Annotated in this window: 21 protein-coding genes; 9 read left to right on the top strand and 12 right to left on the bottom strand. The window is 45.0% G+C overall.

Translation table 11 applies throughout. From position 1 onward, the window contains the following. Nucleotides 1–144: 144 nt before the first annotated feature. The 7 genes from DWB79_RS00595 to selD form a co-directional block, all read right to left on the bottom strand. A complete protein-coding gene (locus DWB79_RS00595) occupies nt 145–1,236 on the bottom strand; it encodes a BMP family lipoprotein (protein WP_016670446.1) in 1,092 nt (363 codons plus the stop codon). Nucleotides 1,237–1,988: 752 nt separating this feature from the next. Continuing rightward, on the bottom strand, nt 1,989–3,089 hold the full coding sequence (locus DWB79_RS00590) for an aminotransferase class V-fold PLP-dependent enzyme (protein ID WP_016670445.1): 1,101 nt from the start codon (nt 3,087–3,089) through the stop codon (nt 1,989–1,991). 17 nt (nt 3,090–3,106) lie between these two features. Further along, nucleotides 3,107–3,376 (bottom strand): putative Se/S carrier protein, encoded by a 270-nt coding sequence (locus DWB79_RS00585; protein ID WP_016670444.1) that lies wholly within the window; start codon nt 3,374–3,376, stop codon nt 3,107–3,109. A gap of 3 nt (nt 3,377–3,379) precedes the next feature. Next, on the bottom strand, nt 3,380–3,985 hold the full coding sequence (gene yedF / locus DWB79_RS00580; RefSeq protein ID WP_252722487.1) for a sulfurtransferase-like selenium metabolism protein YedF: 606 nt from the start codon (nt 3,983–3,985) through the stop codon (nt 3,380–3,382). Between the two features lie 255 nt (nt 3,986–4,240). Beyond that, complete coding sequence (locus tag DWB79_RS00575; protein WP_016670442.1) at nt 4,241–4,474, bottom strand: toxin-antitoxin system HicB family antitoxin; 234 nt, start codon at nt 4,472–4,474, stop codon at nt 4,241–4,243. After that, a complete protein-coding gene (locus DWB79_RS00570) occupies nt 4,471–4,902 on the bottom strand; it encodes a putative toxin-antitoxin system toxin component, PIN family (protein ID WP_016670441.1) in 432 nt (143 codons plus the stop codon). Before DWB79_RS00570 ends, DWB79_RS00575 begins: the two co-directional genes overlap by 4 nt. 79 nt (nt 4,903–4,981) lie before the next feature. Next, complete coding sequence (gene selD / locus DWB79_RS00565) at nt 4,982–6,040, bottom strand: selenide, water dikinase SelD (RefSeq protein ID WP_016670440.1); 1,059 nt, start codon at nt 6,038–6,040, stop codon at nt 4,982–4,984. 180 nt (nt 6,041–6,220) lie between these two features. On the opposite strand from selD, the gene DWB79_RS00560 reads away from it, so the two are divergent. The 3 genes from DWB79_RS00560 to DWB79_RS00550 all read left to right on the top strand — a co-directional run bounded on the left by DWB79_RS00560 (nt 6,221) and on the right by DWB79_RS00550 (nt 10,009). Further along, nucleotides 6,221–6,781 (top strand): hypothetical protein, encoded by a 561-nt coding sequence (locus tag DWB79_RS00560; RefSeq protein WP_156831526.1) that lies wholly within the window; start codon nt 6,221–6,223, stop codon nt 6,779–6,781. Between the two features lie 164 nt (nt 6,782–6,945). Next, a complete protein-coding gene (gene uvrB, locus DWB79_RS00555; protein ID WP_016670438.1) occupies nt 6,946–8,937 on the top strand; it encodes an excinuclease ABC subunit UvrB in 1,992 nt (663 codons plus the stop codon). Between the two features lie 463 nt (nt 8,938–9,400). Then, entirely contained in the window at nt 9,401–10,009 is a 609-nt protein-coding gene (locus DWB79_RS00550) for an ATP-dependent Clp protease proteolytic subunit (protein WP_016670437.1), read from the top strand. A gap of 70 nt (nt 10,010–10,079) precedes the next feature. Here DWB79_RS00550 and DWB79_RS00545 read toward each other — a convergent pair whose 3' ends face one another. Both DWB79_RS00545 and lepB read right to left on the bottom strand, forming a co-directional pair. Beyond that, a complete protein-coding gene (locus DWB79_RS00545; RefSeq protein WP_016522186.1) occupies nt 10,080–11,252 on the bottom strand; it encodes a hypothetical protein in 1,173 nt (390 codons plus the stop codon). Beyond that, the gene (gene lepB / locus DWB79_RS00540) at nt 11,253–12,983 is read right to left on the bottom strand and encodes a signal peptidase I (protein WP_016522185.1); all 1,731 of its coding nucleotides are present in this window, start codon (nt 12,981–12,983) and stop codon (nt 11,253–11,255) included. Nucleotides 12,984–13,284: 301 nt separating this feature from the next. Here lepB and DWB79_RS00535 point away from each other — a divergent pair, with 301 nt between their 5' ends. Genes DWB79_RS00535 through rlmN form a run of 3 tightly spaced genes read left to right on the top strand, consistent with a single transcriptional unit; the run spans nt 13,285 to nt 15,839 of the window. Further along, the gene (locus tag DWB79_RS00535) at nt 13,285–13,617 is read left to right on the top strand and encodes a hypothetical protein (protein WP_016522184.1); all 333 of its coding nucleotides are present in this window, start codon (nt 13,285–13,287) and stop codon (nt 13,615–13,617) included. Then, complete coding sequence (locus tag DWB79_RS00530; RefSeq protein WP_016522183.1) at nt 13,610–14,776, top strand: tetratricopeptide repeat protein; 1,167 nt, start codon at nt 13,610–13,612, stop codon at nt 14,774–14,776. The genes DWB79_RS00535 and DWB79_RS00530 overlap by 8 nt, the downstream gene beginning before the upstream one ends. A 58-nt stretch (nt 14,777–14,834) precedes the next feature. Continuing rightward, nucleotides 14,835–15,839 carry a dual-specificity RNA methyltransferase RlmN gene (rlmN, locus tag DWB79_RS00525; RefSeq protein WP_156831525.1) on the top strand — a complete coding sequence of 335 codons (1,005 nt, stop codon included), beginning with the start codon at nt 14,835–14,837 and terminating at the stop codon, nt 15,837–15,839. 159 nt (nt 15,840–15,998) lie between these two features. Here rlmN and DWB79_RS00520 read toward each other — a convergent pair whose 3' ends face one another. Further along, nucleotides 15,999–17,039 carry an OmpL47-type beta-barrel domain-containing protein gene (locus tag DWB79_RS00520; protein WP_016522181.1) on the bottom strand — a complete coding sequence of 347 codons (1,041 nt, stop codon included), beginning with the start codon at nt 17,037–17,039 and terminating at the stop codon, nt 15,999–16,001. A gap of 44 nt (nt 17,040–17,083) precedes the next feature. Then, nucleotides 17,084–17,596, bottom strand: coding sequence for an OmpA family protein (locus DWB79_RS00515; protein WP_016522180.1), 513 nt, complete (start codon nt 17,594–17,596; stop codon nt 17,084–17,086). A 655-nt stretch (nt 17,597–18,251) separates the two neighbouring features. Between DWB79_RS00515 and DWB79_RS00510 the strand changes: the two genes are divergently transcribed. Further along, the gene (locus DWB79_RS00510; protein ID WP_051125835.1) at nt 18,252–19,052 is read left to right on the top strand and encodes an SDR family NAD(P)-dependent oxidoreductase; all 801 of its coding nucleotides are present in this window, start codon (nt 18,252–18,254) and stop codon (nt 19,050–19,052) included. A gap of 97 nt (nt 19,053–19,149) precedes the next feature. Further along, nucleotides 19,150–19,644, top strand: a complete 495-nt coding sequence (locus DWB79_RS00505) for a flavodoxin domain-containing protein (RefSeq protein WP_016522178.1) — start codon at nt 19,150–19,152, stop codon at nt 19,642–19,644. Between the two features lie 219 nt (nt 19,645–19,863). Here the strand turns inward: DWB79_RS00505 and DWB79_RS00500 are convergent, their stop codons facing one another. After that, nucleotides 19,864–22,623, bottom strand: coding sequence for a PD-(D/E)XK nuclease family protein (locus DWB79_RS00500; RefSeq protein ID WP_016522177.1), 2,760 nt, complete (start codon nt 22,621–22,623; stop codon nt 19,864–19,866). A gap of 247 nt (nt 22,624–22,870) precedes the next feature. Between DWB79_RS00500 and DWB79_RS00495 the strand changes: the two genes are divergently transcribed. Beyond that, the gene (locus DWB79_RS00495) at nt 22,871–24,133 is read left to right on the top strand and encodes a DUF2715 domain-containing protein (RefSeq protein WP_016522176.1); all 1,263 of its coding nucleotides are present in this window, start codon (nt 22,871–22,873) and stop codon (nt 24,131–24,133) included. Nucleotides 24,134–24,144: the final 11 nt, after the last annotated feature.

Here is a 24,144-nt window from a genome sequence, read left to right as displayed (position 1 = left end):
CTTCCTTTATTTACACTGTAAACTTTTATCTAATTACTGTTGTTAAAAACCTCTGTTTTTAGGGGTTCCTTATAAACGATTAAAGAAAAATCCGAGGTGTACGATTCATACATCCTCGGATTCGCAAAAACAAACGCTTATCGATTAACGGAATAAATCGCCCTGCTTGTCGGCAACAACGATAGCATCCGATTTAATCTGCTGATAAATTTCATCTACTTTCTTTTGTACATCATCGGAAAGGTTGGGGTTTTCAGCAGGAATACCGACCGCATCTTCTTTTGCAGTTAAAACAAGTGTCGTTCCGCCCTGGAATTTGCCGTTGAGTTCATCTTTGATCATATCATAGGATGCACGATCGACATACTTCATTGCAGAGGTCAGAATAATCGATTTTCCGTCAGGGAGTAAGCCTTCGTTATACTGATTAACGACAACGCCGACAACCCAGACATCTTTTCCGACCTGACGGCGTGCTTTCGCTTCGTTGATAACGCCGACACCAACTCCACCCGCTGCTGCGTGGATACAGGTAACACCGCGGTCAAACATAGAAGCTGCGATCTGCTGTCCTGCTGCGATATCGCTGAATGTTCCCTGATATACGAAGTCTTCCGGATGCATTTCGATGTTCGTCCCGAGATTTTCATTGGCGTATTTGATACCTTGCTGCCATCCCCAGTTAAACTTCTGGACAGCCGGAATTTCCATACCGCCGATAAATCCGAAGCGGCCTTCTTTTAATTGAAGCGCTGCAGCAAGACCGGCAGTGAAGCCTGCTTCCTGTTCGGCAAAGAGAATACCGATGGTATTGGGGCCGTTTTGAGCGTCATAGGAATCGGCAGGGTGAGCATTACCGTCGATGATGACGAGCTTTGCATCAGGATATTTTGTCTGAGCCTTGAAAATTGCGGTTTCAAACTTGAATCCGGGGCAAACGATAAATTTATACCCTGAATCATACAGGTTGGAAATTTCTTTTACATAGTCCGCTTCGGTTGTTCCGACCGGCTTTAAGTATTTAATCTCAACGCCGAGTTCTTTTTCTGCACGGATAATACCTTCCCATGTTCCCTGATTGAATGATTTATCATCAATCGTTCCTGCATCGGTAACCATACCGACTTTCATAGCTTTCTTTGCCGGTTCTTCGCTCTTTGTACATGAGCAAATGACAAAGGCACTGAATACCAGTATGGCTGTTCCCATTACTGTTTTAAAGCTTATTTTTCGCATATTTGCGCCTCCTCAAATAAGTTTAGTAAGTATACCTCAATAGAAATGTCGTGTCAAATCGTTAATATAATGAAGGTAAACGCATCAGTGTGTTTTTTTAACAACCCCGTAGAATAATTGGGGTTGTTAAAACAGAGTAACGCCAATGAATTGACATTCGTGTCAATTCATTGGCTACCGGGTTTTTCCAAAAACTGGTTTCTGTTTATCACCCCTGCTATCCTTGGCAGTTTTGATACGTTGAGGACTATTTTCAGCAGCAGCATATCGTAAAGCATACTCCTCCGTAAGCCTTTTGAAATAGCCTGTCCAGAAGTGTACATCCGTGTACCTCTCTACCGATGTACGTCCATGTACATCGGTAGAGGACAAGTTTTGTTCCAAAACTTGTTTCTGACTTATTCCCCGCCCATCCTTGGGCGTTCTGCCGACGAGATTTGTGCATAGCACAAAACGTCGCTTCTGCGTGGAACCACGGACATCCCTGTCCGTTCTGAAAAAAGCTCTTCCGTAAGCCTTTTGAAATAGACGATGCAGATACAAGGCGCTTAGCAAATTCCAACCGGAGGCGTACTATGATACGTTGAGGATATTCAGAAGCGGCACGGATGCCGCTGGTTTAATCAGAAGCGATGTTTCGGCCTTGCCGAAACTCGTAGCCAAAACTATACACGGATGTATAGTTTTGGCGCAGATGCCCCGTATATTTCAAAAGGACTCGCTGATGGCACCAAGAGCATCGATAGCCGCCTCTATCTCTTCCGTGGTGTTAAACGTAGAAAAGCTGAAGCGGACAATCCCTTGCGCCTCGGTTTTATACGTCTGGTGTACAAGCGGAGCACAGTGGCGCCCGGACGGGTTGCAATGCCGTACCGTTCATCAAGAAGGCGGCTTATTTCCGAAGACGGCACGGTTCCAATGTTTAGTCCGATAACGGGACCGGCATTTTGCACCTTCGGCGCATAGAGCGTGATAAATGGAAGGTCTGCGGCGAGTTTAAAAAAGTATGCGCGCAGCTTCGCTAAGTACGCAGCAGCATTCTCTTGTCCGAGCTGTTCGATATATGCACATCCTGCAGTCAGTCCCGCAAAGGAGGGGACATTCATTGTACCGGCTTCAAAGACATCAGGCATTGTTGCGGGGTGTGTTTTGTCAAAAGAATGAATGCCGCTGCCGCCGGAAAACACCGGCTTAAAAGCAAAGTCGCCGTTCACGACGATGCCGCCGGTACCCTGCGGACCATACAACCCTTTATGCCCGGTAAAGCAGACAATGGTTTGTTCATATTGCGAAATATCCATCGGCATGGTACCGGCGCTTTGGGATGCATCGATAATCAGCGTCAACCCATTCTTTCTGCATAAGCCGTAAATTCTCTGCATATCGGGAACGGCGCCGATAACATTGGAGCAGGCGGTAACAATAATCGCCTTGGTATTGCTCCGTATCTGCGCTTCCATTGCCGTATAGTCAAGCTCGCCTGTTTCAAGATCAAAGCCGATAATCGAAAGCTCCGCCCCCTGACTTTCCAACTGATAGAGCGGACGCAGTACCGAGTTATGCTCAAGCGCAGTGGTAATGAGATGATCGCCTGCTCCGAACAAACTTTTGAGCACGAGGTTCAAAGCTGCCGTTGCATTTTGGCACAGTGCAACTTGCAGCGGGTCTGTTATATGGAAGATACGGGCAACGGCAACACGGGTTTTATACAAAGAGGCGAGCGCCGCATGGGCGGTTTTATGCGCAGCACGTCCCGGATTTGCAAACTGCTGAGAGGCAATCGCGTTATACATTGCGTTCGCAACACTGTCGGGCTTATGGAGCGTTGTCGCACTGTTATCAAAATAAATCATACTACTTACCCTTCTGACTATTTCCCAGACATCTTCACCGCGGTTCTGTCTGCACCGTGGACGGTAAGGGTATACACATCCTGATACGCGGCTCCGCTTGTTTTTAATAAGTCAACCGCTTTTTCAGCATCTTCACGGTTGACCCGCAGCGCCATTCCGCAACCTTCCGAAATTTCGGGAGGGAGCGGGATCAGGCGGGCGCCGGATAGACCGGTCACAGCCATTTCCGCTGCGATTGCCTGATGAGTACTATCAAATGAAATAACGCAAAATACTTCGTTCTGCATAGCTTAGGGCTTTACGACCTTATTGGTACGCATAATTTCCGTAATACGGTACATATTGGTAGCCGAACCGACTTGCAGTTTCTCTTTTAAGCCGTAGAAATCCAAACACAGCCCGCACGCAAGCACTTCCGTCCCCTTTTCTTGCAAGGTTTTTAAATCATTGACGGTTTTTTCGTTCTCGGTTGCAAGGCGGACACCGGAGTTATACATTACCACCATTTTAGGAATGCGATCCTGTTCGGTCAGCGCATACACAAAGTTCTCCAACAGCTTTCTGCCGAAGCCTTCATCACCGGTGCCCATCTTATCGGAATTGATCACCACAACATATTCGTCAGCGCCTTGTTCCAGCACGCTTGTGTCGTTCAAAATGGCACAAGCCTCGCAGCCTTGAAAGTCGTAGAGTACGGTGTATTCCGCATCGTTCAGTTTGGTAACGCTTGCTTTGATATTCAGCTGCCCTGCCATCTTGGTCAGATTCTGGGTCGCAATTTCGTTATCCACCCGTATCAGGATGTTTTCTCCTGCAGTGTTTTCGCTCAATACTTTTTTCGTCATAATGACGGGAATGGGACACACTTTGCCCATCGCATTTACTTCAATCATCATTTCCCTCCATATATACAATCAACATATAATGCATTATGGTATACATTAGGTTGCATACCTGAGTTTTTCTTTTTAATAATTTGGGCGGCTTTTTGCGATACAATCGCAAAAACCAGGCTTTTCGGGGTTCCGCTTTCGCTTCATTCCTCTGCTCCGCTTTGGAACCGGCTTGCGCCGGCCCCTACAATCCTTGCCGCGGAAAAACTCGAAATTCATACCATCAACTCGCCACAATCGGATAATCCGTATGAGGTTTTATACATCACATTCTTCAGGTTTGCTGTTAGGAGCTTTTTGTAAAACAGCTAAAAACTTTTCTCGCGATCCGTTTTTTGCCCGTTGCTCAATATACTGTTCTGTTTGTAGTGCCGATAATTTTTCTCCTATTGCAGCGGCAATAAATTGATTTATTGAAATGTTATCGATTTTAGCAACTTCTTTTATCATTGTGTGATATGAATCCGGGATTCTAATACTCAATGTGCTCATTTTTGACCTCCATTTAATGTATCTATAAACTCCCGCGGCGTTAGTGCAACGATTCCTAACTGTTCCGCTTCTTTGAAATCTTTTTTATTAAATGTTATTATCACTTCACTGTTTGAATGAATCGCAAGCTCCAAAATATGATCATCAAAGCCATCTCTTAAATATGGTCGCCATAAATAGAATAGTTTTATGTGCTTTCCAATCTGACATAGATAATTTAAAAAATCATTAACATCAGCATCGGAATAGTATGCTCTATCTAAGTGTTTTTTCAAAACGGCTTCATATTCTAAAATAAGCGGAACTGAAATAGCAAAATCAAATCTACCGGTACCGATTTCTTGTAATAACTGATTTGACTTTCCATTTACACTTTTTAATGCCGATAGCATAACATTTGTATCTATAACGACTATTGGAATATCCATAATTGGTATTATATATGATACCAATTATTTGTCAATGTTAATCTTGTAAGCATTTTCCTCCATAGATACTAAGTAACCATTATCTCACCACAATCGGATAATCCGCACGCGGTTCGATGGCGCCGATTTGGAATAGGCTGATTCCTGCCTCGGCAAAGGCCGGTCTGATTTTTTCCGCTTCGGCAGGGCTGACGGCAAAAAGTAAACCGCCTGAGGTTTGCGGGTCAAAGATGATTTCTTCGAGTGCAAAATCTTTTATGCCGAAGTGAATTTTCCCTTGAGCAAAGTTCCGGTTCCGCTGTCCGCCGGCGGTAAGCAAAAATTCACCGGCTGCCTGATACGCTGCCTCGATATAGGGAATACGGTTTGCGTCAAGGCGGGCGGTAAAATCCGTGCCGGTCATTTCAGAAAGATGTCCGCTCAAGCCGAAACCGGTTACATCCGTACAAGCATGAACAGTAAACTTCCGAAGAATTTCGGCTGCGTATTTATTGAGGTAGGTCATTGAGGCAGCGGCTTCGTCAAAGGCGGAGCGGGGAACTTCTCCTGCGCTGTACGCGGTGGTGATAATCCCGATCCCCAGTTTTTTGGTTAAAAATAACACATCTCCCGCCTGCGGGGTGTTGTTTCGCCAAATGCGCTCGGGGTGTATCGTTCCCATCACGGAAAGTCCGTATTTTATTTTGGGGTCGTGAATGGAGTGTCCGCCTACCAGCGCAGCGCCTGCTTCTTTCACCTTTTCCGCTCCGCCGGTTAGAATACTTTGCAGCGCCGCGTATGCATTATCGCGGGTTGCTTCCTCAGGATAGCAGACAATGTTCATCGCACATACCGGCTCACCGCCCATCGCGTACACATCGCTGAGGGCATTCGCTGCTGCAATCTGCCCGAAAAGGGTAGGATCGGTTACCATCGGCGGGAAAAAATCAAGAGTCTGGATGACTGCTATATCGGGTGTCAGCTGAATAACAGCCGCATCATCGGAGCTGTCGAAGCCGACCAATAAGCCTTCGTGTGAAGTCTTGGGGAGTGTTTTCAGTAAGGCGCTTAAAACCCCTGCGCCGATTTTTGCGTTACATCCGCCGCAAACAAAGAGCTCCTCGCCCTGTCCGCTCACGGATTTATTATAATTTTCCATAGATTTATTATAATATATGGGGATGCTTTTTACAAGCAAATGTGAGTTGTGATAAAACACGTTTGCAAAACGATATTATCTATGATAGGATAGGCAGAAAGAATGAAAAGGAGGAACTAAGTGAGTTCAAATGTAATCAAACAAAAAGTACATTGCTTCCGAAGGGCCGTAACGCTCGCTGTGGTTGCACTGGTGACACTGACCTTTACCGGCTGTTTTTTATTTGAGCAGGCTGTTGTGCCGTCAGCGCCGGCAAGATCGCTTGCTGTAGGTGATAAAGTGGGTGAGAAGACGATCGTGTGGGAAAACACAGGTGCAGGTTCTTGGCGGTTTCTTGCGATGGGAACTCCATCCGAGCCGATGCCGTGGGATCTTGATAGTTCACGGCATATAAGCACAAAGAACCTATCCTCAGATATGGGAGCCGGAAAAGAAAACAGTATTGTCTTAAAAACTGAATTCGAATCGAACGGGTCTAAAACGCATACGGTAAAAAATTCTTCGGTTATGTACTGCATTTCACGGGGCGGTTGGTTGCCTTCGCGGGATGAAGCCGAGAAAATGGCTCAATTTACGAGCAAAGACTTTTGGACATCCCAGTGTGAGCCAAGTTCAAAGGCTTATTATTACAGTCCGCTTCAAAAAGGATTGCAATCAAAATGGCGAAGCGATCGGGAGCCAGTTGTTGCTATCCCTGTGTACTATCTTGATGCATACGGAAATATAACGGAACCATACTAAAATAGATTACCCAGCGAAAAAATAATTGAGCACCTGTAAAAAACTAAGTTTTTACAGGTGCTCTGTACAAAAACATTCGATAGAATATGCCAGCATTCAAGTGCGGCGATATCATATTTTCCTTCTACACAAACCACCGATAAAACAGTACAATCTTACGGATTATGAAACAGTTTAAACTCATAGCGGATTATCAGCCTGCGGGCGACCAAGGAGATGCGATACGGCAGCTTGCGGACGGCATACTTGCCGGCGACCGGTTTCAAACACTCAAAGGTGTTACCGGTTCGGGCAAGACTTTTACGATGGCGAATATCATTCAGGCAGTGCAAAAGCCGACGCTGATTATCAGCCACAACAAAACGCTTGCGGCGCAGCTCTACCGCGAGTTCAAAGGCTTTTTCCCTGAAAACGCCGTCGAATACTTTGTTTCATACTATGATTACTACCAGCCGGAGGCGTATGTTCCGGCGCGAGACCTCTATATTGAAAAAGACGCTGCAATTAACGATGAGATAGACCGGTTGCGGCTTTCGGCAACGTTCAGCTTGATGGAGCGACGGGATGTCATTGTTGTGTCAACAGTGTCGTGCATTTACGGCTTAGGTTTGCCCGAATCATGGCGCGATTTACGCATCACCATAGAAAAAGGGCAGACCATTGATCCCGGTAAACTCAAAAAACAGCTGATCAGCTTGCAATACGAACGCAACGATGCGGTGTTGGAACGCGGTCGGTTCCGTGTTAAAGGCGATGTGATGGAAGTATTCCCTGCCTATATGGAAGAAGCGTACCGCATCGAATTTGACTGGGAAGAGATTGTGCGTATCCGCCGCTTTAGCCCGCTGACCGGCGAAGTGAGCCAAGAATACGAAGAGCTTTCGATCTATCCCGCAAAGCACTTTGTTATGCCGGAAAATGCTATCCCCAATGCCATCGAGCGGATTAAGCAGGAGCTTGATGCACGTTTGGAAACGTTCAAGGCGCAGGGAAAGCTCTTTGAGGCTGAACGGCTAAAAACCCGTACCGAATACGATATCGAAATGCTCTCCGAGATGGGGTATTGTCCGGGTATAGAAAACTACTCTGCACCGATTGCGAACCGCAAGCCGGGTGAGCCGCCTGCAACGCTTTTTCATTACTTTCCTAAGGACTTCCTCCTTTTTATGGACGAAAGCCACGTAACCTTTCCGCAGATCGGCGCGATGTACGAAGGCGACCGCAGCCGCAAGCAGAACCTTGTAGACTTCGGCTTCCGGCTCCCCTGCGCGCTTGATAACCGCCCGCTCAAAATCAATGAGTTTGAAACAATGCTCAATCAGGCTGTCTTTGTTTCCGCAACGCCCGGTCCCAAAGAATTGCAATATTCTACCCGCGTCGTTGAGCAGCTCATCCGCCCGACCGGTCTGTTAGACCCGCTCATCGAAATTCATCCGAGCGAGGGGCAGATGGAGCATATCTACGGTGAGGTGAAAAAACGTATCGCAAAGGACGAGCGGAGCCTCATCCTCACCCTCACCAAGAAGATGGCGGAAGACCTTACCGACTACCTCACCGGTCTGGGCTTAAAGGTAAAGTACATTCACAGCGAGGTGGAAACCATCGAGCGGGTAGAAATCCTCAAAGGCTTGAGGGCGGGTGAGTTCGATGTGCTCATTGGAATTAACCTCCTGCGGGAAGGTATCGACCTGCCGGAAGTGTCGTTTATCGGCATCCTCGACGCGGATAAAATCGGCTTTTTGCGGTCAACTACCAGCCTCGTACAGATTGTCGGGCGGGCGGCGCGTAATGCCAACGGCAGCGTAGTGATGTATGCCGACCGTATCAGCGACGCGATGAAGGAAACAATAGAAGAAACAACCCGCCGCCGTTCAATTCAGCAAGCCTACAACGATGAGCACGGCATTACGCCTAAAACCATCAAAAAATCCATCGAGGATATTCTGGTACGCGAAACGGAAATCAAAAAAGAAGCCGCCCGCGCCGAAACAGAGCCGCTTGTCAACAGCTTCAATATTCTGAACCCCGCCGACCGCAAAAAGCTTATCAAAAAGCTCGAAGCACAGATGGCTGAATATGCTGATATGCTCCTCTTTGAAGAAGCGGCGGTGGTGAGGGATAAGATCGAAGAGATTAAGCGCCTCGCTTCCTTTTGAAAATATACGGCACATCTGCGTTGTCGCATCATTAAAAGTGTACATCCGTGTACACTTTTAATGGCGAGTTTCGCGGAATCGCGAAACATCGCTGCTGGTTAATACGAGCGGCATCCGTGCCGCTTCTGCAATAAATGCTCGACGTACAACAAGTACGCCTCCGCTTTATTTTTGTTCGCGCCTTGTATCCGGTATCACTATTTTCAAAAGCGCTGGCTGTAAGGGCATCTCCTTCGTTGCTGCGAAAAAATTAATCCTCAACGTATCATAACGGACAAGAGGGGATGCTTTTAGGGATCTATTTTTAAAACTGATTTTCAAACTTCCATAAACGCTGTACTAAAGCGTTTTTTTTTAGTATGTTAGTACGTCAACGGTTTTTATAGCAACCGTATTTTTATTGATAGGCATTTCTGAAAATCCAAACGATTCAGGGATGTTTTATACTCATAAAGGACGCCTCATGAATACTTTTTATAACGCGGAAGAAACATCAAAAGAAAAAACAAGCGATAGCGCAAATGATCAGCTGATGCAAAAATTCTTGAATACCCGTCAAATTATTCTGTCGGGTGAAGTGAATAAAGAACTGGCAGAAAAGGTTATCCGTCAGCTTTTGATTCTTGAATCCGATTCCGCTTCAAAACCGATTTATGTGTATATCGATTCTCCGGGCGGAGATGTTGATGCCGGTTTTGCAATTTTTGATATGATCCGGTTCATCAAACCGCCGGTTTATACGATTGGTATGGGATTGGTAGCCAGTGCAGGTGCGCTTATTCTTTTAGCGGCGCCGAAAAACTACCGGCTTGGGCTTCCGAATAGTCACTACCTCATCCATCAGCCGTTATCCGGCATCAAAGGGGTCGCGACGGATATCGAAATCCATGCAAAAGAAATCGAAAAAATCCGCGTAAAAATCAATGCGCTTATCGCCGAAGAAACCGGTAAGGACGTAGCGGACGTTGCTAAAGATACCGACCGCGACTACTGGCTTTCGGCAGACGAAGCAACCGCTTACGGGCTCATCTTACAGGTCATTAAAACCCGCAGCGACCTTCCCAAAAAATAAAATACCGGTAACGAGCAGCTCTAAAAATTCAACCGAATTTTAAAAGCTGCTCTAATCAACATACCCCGGATCAGCTCCATACAAGCGGCCGTTTGTTATCAGACAGCCGCTTATCAAGGTATTCCTTATTTAAGTGCAGTTCTTTTACCAATGTGCGCATTTGATCGGCGGAGAGCAAATTCTGTTCGGCAAAAAGGAAGATGAGTGCCCGTTCTGCGATGCAGGGAACACGGAGTGCATTCATCCGTTCCGGCGAAGGATTGGCGCAATCGAGATATTCAGTCTTAAACGTATTAAATAATATGGAATGCTCCATATCATCTTGAATTGCTGCAAGCTCCTGCATAAGCGACTGCATATTTCCTCTGCTTGCTTCTATTCCGAGCGGTTTTAATGTAAAGAACGTGTACTGTTTACCGGGTAAAAAATGGTGCTGATCGCAGCGGGTACAGTAATTCGGCTCGAAAGGGTCTTCTTTTTTGCGGTCTCCCCCGATGATAATCAGCGGATCAAAATAGAGCGCGGGGCATTCAACGCCGTTTACAATGTAGTACCGATACGTATTGTAGCCGTTTTGTAGGCAGTCGGGATGTTCGCAATAGGCTGAGAACGGATATATTTCCGTTGCCGTTTCTACCAGCAGCCGCGCCGTTGCATTGAAAATTTCTCCGCGGAAGTTTAACAGCAAGGTCGGCATGACAAACACAAGCCCGCGTCGGTCGCTTTCTTTTTTAATCACATACGCGAGCCGTTCGTCATAAAATGCTGCCTCATCAATAATCCATGTACCGATATGCGGATTTTCCTGCAATAGTTTTTCAAGTGCAAATGAATTGCCGACCGTCGCAATATGTTCCCCGCACCGTTGATAACCGCCGCGGTAGGCGAGGGCGTCATTGGGGTAGTCGGGGAACCGCTCTTTATCAAGGCTGTAGCGTGCAAAGAACGTGTACCGCCTATCCGCCGAGCCGATACCGCTTGCAGGGTCAAACAAATCTTTTTGAGAGTTTGCCCCGCTGGTCAGTTTTTGCACAGCGCCGCTTTTGGTACGAGCGACTTGCGCATCCCGCCATACGTGTCCTGCATATTCTGTTTTTCCAGACCCCATCGGTCCGACTACCAGAATACGGCGGGAAGCGGTAGTAAAGTCAAAATGAGCTTTCGGTTCATGCATTAATAAAGAAGGAAAGCCAAGGTTTTTAAACCATGCGTTAATCTGTTCTTGTGCGGGTTCCAATTGCATTTATAAAGCTCCAAATCGTGAGAAGGGGAATACCCGTAGTACCGTCGTACCGAGTATTTTTTCCGCAGGGACATATTTCGGTTCAATATTACTTAAAAATCGAATGGATTGTGCATCGTTCTTATCAACAGAAGTGAGTTTAAAAACAGTAGTATGGCGCATATCGGTTGAATTAAACCGGTTATCGCCCATCATAAAATATGTGTTTTCAGGGATGTACTCATCTGCTCCGGCAGGGAAAACATTCATATTGCGCTGATTAGTCCATGCAAGATAAAAGGCATAATTTTGCGCTTCTTCCAACAGCCTATTCCGCACTTCATCGTTGATGAATTGCTCTGCCGTAGCGTTTGCGCGGAACAGCTCAATATTGCGGATAACAATTTTACCGAAGGAAAGTTTGATCAGCGCATTCAACTGTGCAAACCGTTTTTCATATAATGAAGCGTCCTGTGCATCGCCGCTTTGCCAATAGGGAATCCATCCCGTCATAAAGCTGCGGAACCATGCAAGTCCGCCGTTGGTGGTTAAAATTTCGCGGCTTATTGTATCGTTGGCACGGAAGAGAGCGCTCATCTCATATCCTGCTTCCGGCAGAAAATCCGCAGCGGCTGCAGTATCCTTATTATCTTTTAAAAGAGAGAGCCGATTGATAAGTGATTCCGCTTGCTGTACCGCATCGTTTAAGTTAAGATCTTTCCGCTGCGATTCAACGGCTTCCAATATACGCAGTTCTTCAGCGCCGATGTATATATCTTTGATTAAACGGCGCTCTGATATGGGAAGGCTCGCTAAATCCCAATTTGCATAGAGCTGATCTTCTTCTACCGGTAAGAATTCGGTATCGCCGCGATGTTTAATGTACAGAACCCCGTCGACAAGCATCAGTTTTTCGCCGGGAAGTCCGGTAACTCGCTTTACCAGCGGATCTGCTTTCGGTTTGCCGTTGTCATCAGTATTGATATTAACCCGCGCAAGGGTGAGCATATAGACCAACTGGGACATAAATGTTTTAAGCCGTGCCTTAGGTGTATCGGGGTAATTCGGATTATTTAAAATAACAATGTCGCCGCGTTTATAGTTCTTCCATCGAGGGAGCCTAAAAGAAGAAAGCGGAAAAGCGGGTCCCGATGGAGTTTTAAAGCCGATAACCGTATCGCCGATCATAAATTCAGGCACCATAGATTCCGATGGAATGCGATATACTTGAAAGATAAAGATATTGATTAACAGCACAAAAAAGATCGCATAAAAAGCGGCATCGATCCATTCGAGCAATTCGATGAGTATTGATTTTAGTATTTCTCCGCCTTTTTTACCCTTGAGCGGAAACATTTTTTTCTTTAATGGAATGGGTTGAATATCGGCAAAATATTTTTGTAAGTTCTTATTTTTCATATAATGAACAGTAATAGCTTTTAAAACAACGATACTGAACCATAACAGCGCAAGGATGGCATCCATTATATAAGGTGAATGTTCTACCAGTGCACGGGAACAAACAAAGCAGGCAATCATAACAAATGGCCAATAATCGAAAAGCTTTCTCGTGAAAACAAGCGAGATATAAGTTCTTGTCCGGTTTAACCTTAATTGCGAATACACAAGCACGGAAGAAAAAATAATACCGGCAATGCTCCCCGCAAGGGCTAAGCCATGCATATTCTTGACAACTAATAGCAGTGAAAAAATAAAAGACAGTCCCGTACAAACGCGGAAAAATAGTGCCATGCATTACCCCTTAAACAATTTTTACAAACAAGATGCCTCATTGCTGTAAGCGGCTTATTGTAGCGGTTATTATTTAGAATGTCAATTTTTCGGCAGTTTGCGTATTGATGTCGCCGTATCATATAAAGGAATAATAGGGGGCTGATCTGTCCAGAGGAACTTCTTTTTCGGTTGGATTTTACGTGATTCAATGCGGGGGCTTGTCATAAATGTATCTATTTTATAGAATGGGAGCATTAGTATTAAATAAATAGTTCTGTTTTTTCAGAAAAGTTTATGAATTTATTAAAGACGAAGTAAAATGGGATCGGATAATAAGCATTTTATTAAAGTAACTGAAAACGCACTCACTCCTCTCAGTTCTGAACAAAAGGTAGTATTAAATCGGCGCGGTAACCAGCTCTTTAACGAAGGCTTTATAAACGAAGCTCAACGTATTTTTATTACTACCGGCTATTCGGATGGCCTTACAAGAGTAGGCGATTATTATGCTGCAAAAAATAATACGTTAGAAGCACTTCGTATGTATTGTCTTGCAAAAAATAAACGCAAATCGGAACCGATCATTGATTCGCTTGTTCGGCTTATTAGAGTGTTAATAGATACTGAACCAAAAGGAGTAGAAAATGTTTGAAAGTATTGAAAATGGTTATTCCGAGCAGACCGACTCGTTATTTCCTGCGTCATTAGATTCCGCTCAAGAACTTCATCATGCAGAAGGAACCGATGAGCTTACAAGACTTTCACGTGAGGGTTATCTTTTCTTGAAAGCAAATGAAATTGATCGGGCAGAAGCTGAATTTAAAAAAATGTTGGAGCTTGATGAAAATAATAATTATGCTCTTGTCGGGCTTGGGGACGCCGCTCGAAAACGAAATAAATGCAAAGAAGCCGCGGAATACTACAGCGAATGTTTGCGGCACCATCCGGGGAATAATTATGCGTTGTTCGGATTAGCGGATTGCTATAAAAATATGAATTTATATGCGAAGGCGATCGAGATTTGGGAACAATATCTTGAACATGATAACGCAAATATCACTGTCTTTACCCGCGTTGCCGATGCATACCGAAAGATACATGATTTTCAAAATTCAAAGAAGCTCTATTTAAAAGTGCTTGAAATAGAAGAGAATAATCCCTATGCGCTTATCGGCTTGGGACACCTTCATTATGATTTTAAAAAATACCGCGAAGCGCTTATTTATTGGCAAAAGATTTTTGATCAGAATCCTGACAATGTAGATATTCGTATCTTAACATCAATTGGAAATTGTTATCGAAAGATGAAGCAATTTGACCATGGTGTCTATTATTTTGAAAAAGCCCTTGAAAAAGATCCCGATAATTTTTACGGTTTGTTCGGCCTTGCGGACTGCTACCGCGGTATGAAGCAGCAGCAGCATTCAATAAAATATTGGGAGGCCATTCTTAACAAAGATCCGAATAATAAAGTTATTCTTACCCGTATGGGCGATGCGTACCGGCATATTGGTGATTATGAAAAAGCCGAACAAATTTATCAGCGTGCGCTTGATATCGATTACGATTCCTATGCGATACTCGGTCTTGCGATTTTGTGCAAGATACAGGGAAAATATGATGAGGCAATAACCAGCTTAACACATCTGTTGCAGGCAGACCGAAAAAATTACCGTATCTATCTTGAACTTGCAGATTGCTACATCCATACAAACGAAAAAGCTAAAGCGATTGAAGTGCTGCAAGCGTTCCAGCAGTACGGCATTAAAAATCAAGCGGTAAGCGATACCCTGTTCTCATTACAAAATTAAGGTATCCTGATTGGGACAAAGCGATAACAGTGTTGCAGAGAAAACCGCCCTTTCAGGAATGCTGCCGGAAGAAATTGCTGCGGTATGCAATTTGCCGCAACGATTTCAGTCGATGCAGATTTTCCAATGGATTGCGCGTGGGTGTTCATCTTTTGATGAAATGACAAACCTTCCGCTTAAAGAGCGGACTCGGCTTGCCGATGAATATACGCCGCGCAATACCGTCTGCGAAACTGTGCTGAAAGATCCTGACGGTACGGTTAAACTCGGAATAGGCTTGTATGACGGCAGCAGTATTGAAACGGTGCTGTTGTTTGACAAAGCCGCGCGGAGAACTGCCTGTGTTTCCTGTCAAGTCGGTTGCCCTATGGGTTGCACTTTCTGCCAAACAGGGCAGCTCGGCTGTTTGCGTAATCTTGCTCCCAACGAAATTGTAGAGCAATTTTTACATCTGGAAAACATCTGCGGTAAGCTTGATAATATCGTGTTCATGGGTATGGGTGAACCGTTGTTGAACCTCGATAGTATCGCGAAAACCATTGCCGTTCTCACTCACCCTAAAGGCAGAAACCTTTCGCATCGACGGATAACGCTTTCTACATCCGGTATTTGTAAAGGTATTTATGAACTTGCGGATAGACAGCTTGATATCCGTCTTGCCGTTTCACTGACTACTGCGGACGAAGCGCTCCGGACAGCATTGATGCCTGTTACAAAGGCTAATCCGCTCGGCGAATTAAAAAAGGCAATCCGTTATTTTAATGATAAAACCGATAAACGAGTAACCCTAGAGCTTGCACTGCTCAAAGACGTCAATACCTCCTATAAGGCAGCGCAACAAGTGTGCGCTTTTGCCGAAGGTCTCAATGTGCATATCAATCTTATTCCGTGGAATCCCGTGCAGCAATTACCGTATAGTACTCCTTCGGATTCCGAAATACGATCTTTTTATCATTACTTAACGGCAGAAAACTTAAATGTAACGGTTCGGCAAAAGCGCGGCAGAACAATCGGCGGCGCTTGCGGTCAATTAGGTAAAAAAGGCTCTTCAAAATCGACATAGCCTGCTATAGAGCAACTCTAACCATGTTTTCAGCACAATATCTTTAGCAGATAAAAAAAACGCCGGCTAATCTGCAAGATTAACCGGCGCTTCAATTAACTAAACATTTAACAGCACGGTAACATATCGCTACCTCGTTAAATTTTCAGTATATCCGATTTATTGACCATCGGCGGGAATGCTCCAGGTCGCGGGTTCGTTTCCCTCTCTGTCGATAACCTCTATGTCGGATGCAGGAGTGATCTTATCTACATAGAATTTGTAGGAGACAGGCTCCGATACGTTACCGACGTTATCGATTGCTTTTACATCGATATTGTAAACAGTGTCGGTCGAGAAATGAAGCGGCTCGATATATTTGACATAGTCGGCATCGTTGATTTTCACATACAGAGCGTCAACACCGGAAAGTTCGTCAGTTGCACCAAACGCAACCGATTCCTTTGTAGAAACGATAATGCGTCCCTCTTCGTCAACAACATCGTCACTCGGAAAAATCATATATGCATCATCTTTATTGATAAGCCGATCACTGTTTTCAATGAAAACAGTAGGAGCGGTTGTGTCAACGATAACGGATGTTACCGAAATAGGAGCTAAGTTGCCGACGTTATCAACAGCCGTGTAATATATCTTTGCAGGACCTTCTTCGCTTACAGAATAATAAGCATCTTCGTCTTCTTTTCCATTACCATGGAGCGTTAAAGCATCTAAATCCGTGCCGATATAGGCTCCGGCAGTTCCGGAACCGGTTAAATCATCGGTTGCCGAAATATACCATTTGGTGTTCGCAGAACAGTAAGCAGCCAAGCCTTTGTAGAATAACGGTTCAGTTGTATTCAATACTGTTTTGGGCGCTGTATTATCGACAATTACCGAAAGGGTTTTTGCAACTTCAAGGTTTTTGCTGTTATCGAAACCGCGATATGAGATATCGTGTTTACCTTCTTCCAAAATCTGGAAGGGGTTGCGGTAAGTCATAAAGCTTGAACCGTCCAGTGAGAATTCAACAAAATCGAGTCCTGTTTCTTTATCTGCTGAATTGAGCTTAAAGAATACATCGCTGTTGACAAAATATTTATCATCGTTGCGGTATTGCATTGCCGCACGTTGATAATCCTGGGACATTGTTTCAGGCACTTGTGCCCAAACTGAGAAGCAAAGAGCCGCAAAAGCAGCTGCAAAGAGTGATTTCTTCATAAATCTTACCTCCAAATACTATAAAAGATGACTCCGCATCTTTTTTAATAATAAATTTCGACTCTGCGGTTGTGTTTCCGTTCGGAAATTTCCGCGTGAGATCCTTCGGGGTGCTCAGCCCCTTCCGCCGATATGGTCATATTACCTGCTGTAAAGGCGCCGGTTGATTCAAAATACCGTGCGACAGCAAGCGCTCGTTGTAACGACAGTTTTTCTTCTTCTTTTGTGCTGTCTAATTTTGCACAATGTCCGACAATTTTTATCTGTGTTACATCCTTCGCTTTTAACAGCTCGGCAATACTGTCCAGTTTATGTGCGGTGAACGTATCAATCTTGTACGTTTTCGGAGCAAAATAAACCGTCGTTTCGGTACCGGCATTTTGTTGCTGCGGTTCCGGTGCTTTTTCCGGTTCGGCAGGTTTTTCTTCCGCAGGAGCGGTTTCAACCGGCTGCTGCTTTACAACGGGTTTTTCTTCCTTCGGCTGCTGAGGCTGTGTGGCGCATCCCATCACAATTGCCGCGATCAGCAACAGAAGAATACCTTTTAGCTTGCTCAAATTTTGACCTCCTCAAAATTCTTGTATAAAGAGTCTCTAAAAACTGATTCGCAATCCGCGTTAGCGGATATGATAAATCATTTCCTTACAGAACCGAGTTGCAATGCAACCCGGATTCGCAATCCGCGTTAGCGGATATGATAAATCATTTCCTTACAGAACCGAGTTGCAATGCAACTCGGATTCGCAATCCGTGTTAACGAATATATTAAATTTCCTTACAGAACACGAGTTGCAATGCAACTCGGATTCAATGCAACTCGGATTCGCAATCCGTGTTAACGAATATATTAAATTTCCTTACAGAACAAGCCGATAGGCTTGCAGTTTTGAAAGCCTCCTATAGTTTTATAGGTTCTTCTTAAATGTACTAATGCTATTTCTATTTTAAATTGACGTTTGTTATTGAGATTCAAAGAATATCGACCGATACTCTTGCCAAAAGATATGTTGTTATAGCGAAGTATTCTGTTATCCGCTATTAAGCTCTATATATGACAGGCGCTCCTACACCGTATCTGTCATACTATCATCCTCATCTTTTTTGTCAAGCCTTTTTATAACAAAAGCTGTTTCTCTATGCAGATTTTTTGTGTATTATTTCACAGAAAATCCGATAATGCGAGGTGTTATGAATATGGAACATGAAAAAGAGATAAAAAAAATTGCAGTGGTAACGGGCGGAACAAGCGGAATCGGTTTGGAAACAGTCAAAGCTTTGAGCGATAAAGGTTATGTCGTGTATACTGTTAGCCGGAGGGTACTCGATGGATACATACCCAAATGCGGAGGACATTTTTCAGCGGATGTGACGGATGAACATGCATTGATCAAGGTTTTTGCCGAAGTATGGGAACGGGAAGCTCGATTGGATGTCTGTGTCTGTGCTGCCGGGTTCGGTATTTCGGGAGCCGTTGAGTTTACGAAGCTTGAGGATGCAAAAAAACAGCTGGATGTAAATTTTTTCGGCGCTTTTTTAACGATGAAGACAGCCGCTTCATACATGAGGAAGCAAGGCTTTGGAAAGATTCTTGCGGTGAGTTCGGTTGCGGGAGAAATTGCCATTCCCTTTCAGGCCTTTTATTCCGCATCCAAAGCAGCGCTTGGAAAATTATTGGAGGCATTTGCCGCCGAAGTTTTTCCGTTTGGTATACAGTGTGCGCTTATTATGCCGGGAGATGTCGCAACTCCGTTTACGGATGTCCGTAATAAGTCGAATACCGGTAACGATGTGTATTCCGGAAGGATCACAAAGAGTATCGCAAAGATGGAACGTGATGAACGGTGCGGCATACCGGCGGATAAACTCGGTTCTTTTATCGCATCGTTAGCGGATAAAAAGCGGATTGGCTTCTTGTATCCCTATAATGCTCCCTATGCTCTGTTGATAAGTCTGTACCGTTTACTGCCTCGTCGTTTAGCCCTCTTTATCGTCCGGCAACTTTATGCTTTATAAAATAAGAATTATTCTTGCTTTTTCTATAAGAATGATTATATTATAGTTACAGTTGATGTGTCAGTAATGATAAATCCATCATCAATAGGAGCGTTATATGAGCAAAACAGGAATTTTTTATGCAAGTAAAGGCGGCGTAACCGAAACTTTTGCAAAGCAGATTGCGGAAAAGCTGGGAGCCGATTTGCATAATATGAAAGATACGAAAGTTGATGCGATAGCGGACTATCAGAATGTCATACTGATGTCCTCCAGCTATTTTTTCGGCGCCTTAATGGAAGATTGGGGCGGTAAAGTAAAACTGCTGCACACAGTTGATTTTTCCGGGAAGAATGTCGCGATTGTCGGCGTTGGAAGCCAAGAACGCCATCCCGACAGCTTTTGCTCCGGAGCTGCGGACTTCTATGATAAGCTTCGCTTCAGCGGCGCCCGCTTTGTCGGTGATGTATGTCCCTGCGGATATGAATTCCAATTCTCCCGTATGGAAAGAGGCGGCAGAATGCTCGGTCTGTGCTTGGACAAGGGCGATGCTAAAGTGAACGAAAAAATCGACGAATGGGTAAAAGCCGTTCAGCCGGTATTTGCAAAATAACTTTTGTTGGTAAGATTTATTTCGCATCTTTCGGAATAGAGATGTCTATTACAAGCTTCCGGAATCAACACCCCCCAACACAAGCGTCGGGGGGTGTTGTTCTCATAAGGTGGTTGCACTCGGCTTTAATACCCTTTGTTACGACGCAAGCGTCGAGGTATTAAACCCTCCGCACGAATAATATACATTGAGGTTTCTCAGATATTTCCGGAAGCTTTTTTATTCCTCAACAGCAAACGTTGTTCTGCAAATAGTGTGAAAGGGGCAGCCCATACAATCTTGCCATTGTACGGCTGCCGGTTTTCTAAAGTCTTCCATACCGACCTGCTGCGCGTACGCTTGAGCAATTTGTAAAAAGGCCTGAATCGACGGTTCAAATTCTTCCCTTGTTTTAGAAGAACGGGAACTGTCCTGAGGTATCACCTCTTTATCGTTGACGATGTACTTTCTCTCTTCTTTTGTAATACCGAGAAAAAAAGCATGGAGTACTTCCTGTTTCAGTCTATTTTCTGCAAGGAAGATGTACATCGGCATTTGGAAATCTCGCATAGCTCCCGAGGTATAGTCTGTCGCGGACGGAACCTTGCCGGTTTTATAATCAATGATAACGGCGCGGCCTTCGGCTTCCTGATAGGCGATGCGGTCTACGAGTCCGTGATAGAGGATGTCTCCGCTTCGATGCTGCAGCTCGTCTTCCATTAAATACGGCGTATAACCGTCCAGTTTTTCCACATCGAACGTAAGCACAAAGTCAACGCTTTTTAAACTGCGCTTTTTAATCGATTCGATAAAAGGCGCGGCGAGCGGCCCTCGGAAATCGGTTTGGCTGTGAACGGTCTCATTAAATATCGATTCAGCCCACGTCCTATAATCGGCGAGATGCGCAGAGATAAACACCCTATCGTTTTCCCGTATACGCTGATAGAGCCGCTCCAAAATACGGTGGCAAATGATACCGATATAGCGCGGATTGAAAAGTTCCGCATCGGTGTCTTCTTCGTCGATGGAGAGTGCCGACGACAAAAACCATTGAGCCGGACAGCCGGAAAAAAGATGTAAGCCGCTTTGACTGATGCGGAACGCCCCGTCCGTATAATGTCCGTCTTTGAGCTTTTCCGAAAGTACCGGTAGGCTGCCGTTAAAAGGTTCGGTTAAAAAGGAAAAGCCTCGCTCTTGTTTAATACCGGCGAATTGTTCAAATCCCGCTTTTTGTACGGAATACAGCGCTTCCGGCGCAGGTTCTTCCCGTTTAAAGAAGCGATATTCCTGCAAAAGAGAGTCGCTGTCATTCAAGTCGGGACGGGGGGCAAAGGCGGTAAAAATGCCATTGCTGACGGTAAAGCCCGAAAAAGTCTGTTCGGAAACGGAAAAGCGCACCGTGCCATATATTGCATACACCGCAAAAAAGGCCTGCGTTGCATCTTTTTCGACAACGCCGAGTTCTTCCCGTTTGTCTTTCCGTAAGAAGGGAAGTTTTTGATAAATCACCCTGCTTGCTTTTTGATTGCAGTTGAGGACAAAGTGATGAGCAAAGGGCGTTGCAGCCGCAACTCTAAACGGAAAGATACTGACTGCTCTTCCGGTATTTTGCGGTACATAGATTTCGCGGGAAAGTTGAGCGGTAAAAAAGCGATAGGGTTGTGCAGGCAGACAGTCGGCAAAATCCTGTTCAAGCTGTACCAATTCCTGCATCAGTGTGATACAGCGGCCGATGACGGCATTGTCTTCGGCTGAGAAGCCGTCGGGATTCAGATACTGCGCTCTAAAGAGAATGTACTGCCGCCTCATTTCGGTAAAAGTTTGAGCCTGCACGAACCGCTCCGCAGCCTTCATAAAGGGGATGAGCCACTCTTTTGCCTGCTCTTTTTCGGCTTGCTCTTCCTCAGCACTGCTATGAGGATTATACGGAATAGGGAGTTTAAACGCCTCCTTCCAGACGTTTTTATAGTGACCTTCATCCTTCCACGAAACAAGACAGTTGTTTTTTATGCCGAAATTGATGAGTGCTTGTATCTGCGCGGGATGCTTCCACGGAATATGAGGATTGAGCAGCAGCGGTTTAAGGCTTTCAAATGAATAATGTTCCTGCACGCACTGTTCAAGCAATGGAAAGAGCTGCCCCGCCTGCTGTTCACCGAGTTTAAATCCGAGCCGAAATTCCGCAGGGATATTCAGCAATGCAAACTCCCGCTTGAGATACGGTACGGTATCTTCAATACCGGCAATGCTGAGCGCAATGTCATCGGCGGGAACTCCGGTTGCCAAGAGCCGCTCAACTGCAAGCGCCGTAGCGCGAATCTCTTCCCGCATGGTGCCGAATTGGATAAGCGGCGTTGTTTCCGCTTTAAAGGCAGGGGCGGGGAGCATCGACAGTTCCGGCCGTTCTTCTAACAGGCCTCGGTACTCGTCAAAATCTTCCATTAATTCGGGATAGAGTAAAATGTACTGTTGTGCATGCGGGATAAATTCCGCCCCTGCCCACGAAGGTTCAAAGAGCCGGTGCGCATCCAAAAATTCCGTATACGCTTTTTTCAAAATCCGTAAATCGGAGAACTCGGCGTCTTTACCGGCTTTATGCTGCGTCGCGCGTTTTTCCCAGTGATCCAACTGCGGCAAAATACCGGCAATCCATTGCGCAAATATAGCGCCGTCGGCTGCGTAGTCCGCCGGGATGATGGTCTGTAGAAAGGGTTTTGCCGCCGCAGCATTGTCGGCTGCAATATGATGCGCAAAGAGCAAGCGGATAATCTGAGATGCCGGGTTTTTATTTTCCGCTTGAGCGATACAGCACTCCGCCTTAAAGGTATCCCATGCGATAAACAGTTCGGCAGGAACCGCTGCAAGGCCGGTCAACGCAAGCGCACGGTGCATCCAAAGCCGAGCCGCAATCCGTGACGGAAACACAAAACAGGTGCGGGCGTCCGTACCGTAGCGGCGGATACAGTCTTCTATAGTGGAACAGCCGGATATGATGCGCATAACAACCTCTTAAATATGTGAAGCTTCTAAAAATCTAACCGACTTTTTAGAGATGCCTATGATCTGGTTTCTATCAGCGATGAAAGCTCAATAATGTATTATACACAAAAAAATCGGATTGAGCATCTCTTAAACGCAATTAGCGGTTTGCTTTACTTTTGCCCGGTAGGATAGTATAATAAGCGCATCGGCTCGCCTAGTCGGGGCATTTAAATTAAGGGATACATGAGAACGGAGGGATGAATAAATGCACAAATTTTATTTTGTATTACTTCTTTGTTTTTTCTCTGCGATTCCCTGCTTTTCACAAGAAACGGCACTGCAGTCCAATGATACAGCGGAAGCCGAACACCGAGAACATGATACGAGCAGCGGGCAGCCGAACAATACTGCGCCATTGCAGAAGAAACACGCCGGATTTGACGAATATCTTTTTGCGCCGGCTGCCGGCATGGGTATCGGTTTTGAGCTTTCTACATCAAAAAATACATTGGAACTTCCGTTCGTCTTAGGCCCTTCAATTAAATTCGATATGCAATTTTCCCTTAGATCCGGTTTTTCGTTTTTACTCTTAAATGAAGTATTTTTTCCGCTTGCCTACACCGCAACAAACAAGGATTCTGCACAAGCGGGTTATACTCCGGTGTGGCATGGCGGGGTATTGTTCGGATATACTCACGGAGTAAAAACCGATTTGGAAATTACGGCAGCAGGCGGCTTGGGCGTGATGTTTATCTTACCTGAACTCGTAACTCAATTGAGTATTTCAAAATTTTTTACCGAAAAATACGGACTGTATTTCACATTAAATAATAAATTTGTTTTTTTACCTGCGGCTTTAGCGGACGATGGAAAAATGCGAGCGATGAGCACGGTAGATGCCGCCTTGGGAGCTTCCTTCCGTATCTATCCGAAAGAAAAATCGGTTACAGCTCAGCCTACGGTAAAATCTAAAAAACAGCGGAAGCGGGTTTTTGAACAGTATGTATTTGCACCGTCATTTGCCTTGTCAACGGTATTTTTAGGGATACGGCCTGATTTGTATATCATTATGGGACCATCACTTAATCTTGATATGATTTTTACAAAAGAAAAATCCGGTTTCAGTTTTTTTATCCATAATAATACGGCGGTGTGGTTTACAACCTATCCCAAAGACCCTGATGAACCGACACCGAAATTGGTATCTTTGCCGCTTACTCTATTTCATTTTATGTTCGGGTATACTCACGGTAGAGGCAGCAATTTCGAAATCTCTGCGGGTATCGGGCTGGGGTTTGCGCTTTCTCCTGCTCATTTTTTCAGGCCGGTCACACTCATGCCTACTGTCAGCACGGAAATTGCATTCACAACATATTTTTCAAAAAAATACGGGTTATATGTTTCGGCGCTTAACTCGTTTATATTTATTCCTTTCGGTTCATACAGGGGGGCTGACGGAAAAAGAAAAACAAGCTATTTATTTATCGATATGCTCAATATCAGCATTGGGCCTTCGTTCCGCTTATAAGGAACGGTTCA

This window comes from Treponema medium, assembly GCF_017161265.1.
Classification (GTDB): Bacteria; Spirochaetota; Spirochaetia; order Treponematales; family Treponemataceae; genus Treponema; species Treponema medium.
The sequence above is the reverse complement of the archived record's forward strand: the minus strand, read 5'-3'. Positions and strand labels throughout refer to the sequence as shown.